Source organism: Nonomuraea sp. K271 (genome assembly GCF_009908215.1).
Taxonomy (GTDB): Bacteria; Actinomycetota; Actinomycetes; order Streptosporangiales; family Streptosporangiaceae; genus Nonomuraea; species Nonomuraea longispora.
In genome coordinates, this window is the sequence record NZ_JAAAHR010000325.1 from 1 (window position 1) to 3491 (window position 3491).

Here is a 3491-nt window from a genome sequence, read left to right on the forward strand (position 1 = left end):
CATTCGGAGCCGTCAACCCATTACTCGCACCATCCTGATTCACCGCACTACCACGCACCACCGCCAACACCCGATGCCCGTTACGCTCCGCATCCGACAACCGCTCCACCAGCAGCACACCGACGCCCTCGCCCCAGCCGGTGCCGTCGGCGTCGGCGGAGAACGCCTTGCACCGGCCGTCGGGCGACAGGCCGCGCTGGCGCGAGAACTCGACGAACGTGCCGGGCGTGGCCATCACGGTCACGCCGCCCGCCAGCGCCATGTCGCACTCCCCCGACCGCAGCGCCTGCGCCGCCCAGTGCAGGGCGACGAGCGAGGAGGAGCAGGCGGTGTCCACGGTCACCGCCGGGCCTTCCAGCCCGAACGTGTACGACAGGCGGCCGGACACGACGCTGCCGGAGTTGCCGGTGGCGATGAGCCCTTCCAGCTCCGTGGGCACGGTCGTGAGGTGGGCCGCGTAGTCGTGGTACATGACGCCGGCGAACACGCCGGTCCTGCTGCCGCGCAGCGCGGTCGGGTCGATCCCCGCCCGTTCGATCGCCTCCCACGACGTCTCCAGCAGCAGCCGCTGCTGCGGGTCCATCGCCAGGGCCTCGCGCTGCGAGATCCCGAAGAACGCCGGGTCGAACTCGCCCGCGTCGTGCAGGAAGCCGCCGCGCTTCGTGTACGTGGTGCCCGAATTGTCGGGGTCCGGATGGTACAGCCGGTCCAGGTCCCACCCGCGGTCGGAGGGGAACTCGCCGATCGCGTCCGTACCGGCGCTCACCAGCCGCCAAAGGTCCTCCGGCGAGAGCACGCCGCCCGGGTAGCGGCAGGCCATGCCGACGATCGCGATGGGCTCGTCGTTCAGCGGCGTCCTCGCCGCGGTGACGGCCGTGGCCTCGGACACGGCTCCCGTAAGCTCCGTCTCCAGGTAGTCGGCGATGGCTCTCGCGTTGGGGTAGTCGAAGACCAGCGTGGCGGGAAGGCGCAGGCCGGTGCCCGAGTTGAGCTGATTGCGAAGTTCGACGGCCGTGAGGGAGTCGAAGCCGAGCTCCTGGAAGGCGCGGTCGGGCTCCACGGCCTCCATGGAGGCGTGACCGAGAACCTTCGCGACCTCCTGGCGGACCAGCTCCAGCAGCACCCTGCCGCGCTCGGCCTCTTCCAACCCGGCGAGCCGGCGGGCCAGCCCGGATCCGGCCGCGCGGGGCTGCTGACGTGCCGACCCGCGTACGAGGCCGCGCAGCAGCGCGGGAAGCTCCGCGCCCCTGCTGCGCAACGCCCCGGCGTCGATCCGCAGCGGCACCAGCGCCGCCGCGCCCGAGCCGCACCCCGCGTCGAACGACGCCAGCGCCTCATCCACCGTCAACGCCGGCAGGCCCTGCCGCCGCATCCGCTCGAAGTCGGCCTCGCTCAGCCAAGCGCTCAGCCCTGTGTCGGTGTCCCACAACCCGAACGCCAGCGACGTCGCCACCAGCCCTTCGGCGGCCCGCACCTGAGCGAGCCCGTCGAGGAACACGTTCGCCGCCGCGTAGTAGGCCTGCCCCGCCGCGAGGACGGAGCCGCCGGCGGACGAGAACAGCACGAACGCCGACAGGTCGAGGTCGCGAGTCAGCTCGTGCAGGTGCCAGGCGGCGTCGGCCTTCGGCCCGAGCACCCCGTCGAGGCGCTCCACCGACAGCGACCCCACCAGCCCGTTGTCGCCCACGCCTGCGGCGTGCACGACGCCGCGCAGCGCACGCTCATCGGGGATGGACGCGATCAGCGTGGCGAGGGCGTCGCGGTCGGCCACGTCACAGGCCGCCACGGTGATCTCGGCGCCGAGCTCGGACAGCTCGGCGACCAGCTCGGCCGCGCCCGGAGCCTCGGCCCCGCGCCGGCTCACCAGCAGCAGGTTCCTGACGTCGTGCTCGGTGACCAGGTGGCGGGCGACCAGTGCGCCAAGGCCGCCCGTTCCGCCGGTGACCAGGACCGTGCCGTCCGAGCCGAACACCGGCTCCTGCCGCTCCAGGCCCCTGACCCGGCTCAGCCTCGGAACCAGCACCCGGCCGCTCCTGACGGCCGCCTCCGGTTCCCTCGCGGCGACCACCGACGCCACGGCGGCCCACGACTCGGCGCTGCCGTCCACGTCCACCAGCACGAACCGGCCCGGGTTCTCCGCCTCGGCCGCCCGTACCAGACCCCACACCGGAGCCACCGACACGTCGACGCGATCACCGTCGTCCACGGCCACCGCACCCCGCGTCACCACCACCAGCCGCGACGACGCGAACCGCTCGTCGGCCAGCCATTCCTGGACGGCCGTCAGCACGTGAGCGGTGGCCCGCCGCACCGCGGCGGGGACGTCGTCGCCGAGCTCGGCGGCGGGGCACTCCACGTACGCCCACTCGGGCATCGCGTCGGTGCCCCTCAGCGAGGCCAGATTCGGGTACTCCTCGTCGCCGGCGGCGGGAAGCTCGGCCGGCTCCGTCCAGGTCACCTGGTAGAGGGTGTCCAGGTTGCCTGCGGTGAGGTCGGTGGACAGGGCACGCAGGGTCAGCGCGTCGATCTCGGCCACCGGAGCGCCGCTGTCGTCGGCGATGCTCAACACGATGCTGGCATCCGAGGAGCCGCGACTGACCTTGACCCGCAGGCCCGTCGCCCCGGCAGCGTGCAGCGACACCCCGCTCCAGGCGAACGGCAGATACGGCCGCCCCTCCGCACGCGGAACCAGATCACCCAGCGCCGCGGCATGCAACGACGCATCCAGCAACGCCGGATGCAACCCAAACCGGCCCGCCTCCACATGCCCCTGCTCCGGCAAGGCGATCTCGGCGAACACCGCCCCCTCGTGCTGCCAGGCCGCCACCAATCCCTGGAACAGAGGGCCGTAGTCCAGACCCATCGCCGCCAGGTCCTCATACAGATGCTCGACATCCACCGGACTGGCACCGGCCGGCGGCCACTGCCCCACACCGGCAACCGGCCGCCCGCCCTCTTCGATCAGCACGCCTTGCGCGTGCAACGTCCACTCACCCTGACCCTCACGCGAATACAGGCCCACCTGACGGCCACCCGACTCATCGCACGGCCCGGCCACCAACTGGACATCCACACCCGGCCCGTCAGACACCACCAACGGCGCCCGCATGGTCAACTCCGCCAGCCGCGGGTACCCCACTTCCTGACCGGCCCGCAACGCCAGCTCCACCAACGCCGCACCCGGCACCACCACCCGGCCATCCACCTGATGATCGGCCAGCCACGGCTGGGCCGCGAGCGACAACCGGCCGGAGAAGACCACCGACTCGCCGCCGGCCACCTCGGTCACCGCGCTCCACAGCGGATGCTCGATAGCGCCCAGTCCGGCCGCGCCGACGTCCTGCGACTCCAGACTGGCCGGCACCCAGAACCGCTCGTGCTGGAAGGCGTACGTGGGCAGGTCGACGAACCGGCCGGGAGTCAGGACCTTCGTCCAGTCCACAGCGATCCCCTGCACATGCAGCCGGCCCAGCGCCTCCATCAACGCGCGG

General features: G+C 72.4%; 1 protein-coding gene. It reads right to left on the reverse strand.

All coding sequences use genetic code 11. The features are described from left to right. Nucleotides 1-3442, reverse strand: a 3442-nt coding sequence (locus GUY59_RS46435) for an SDR family NAD(P)-dependent oxidoreductase (protein ID WP_201762157.1), incomplete at its 3' end; no start/stop codon positions are given. Nucleotides 3443-3491 lie beyond the last annotated feature (49 nt).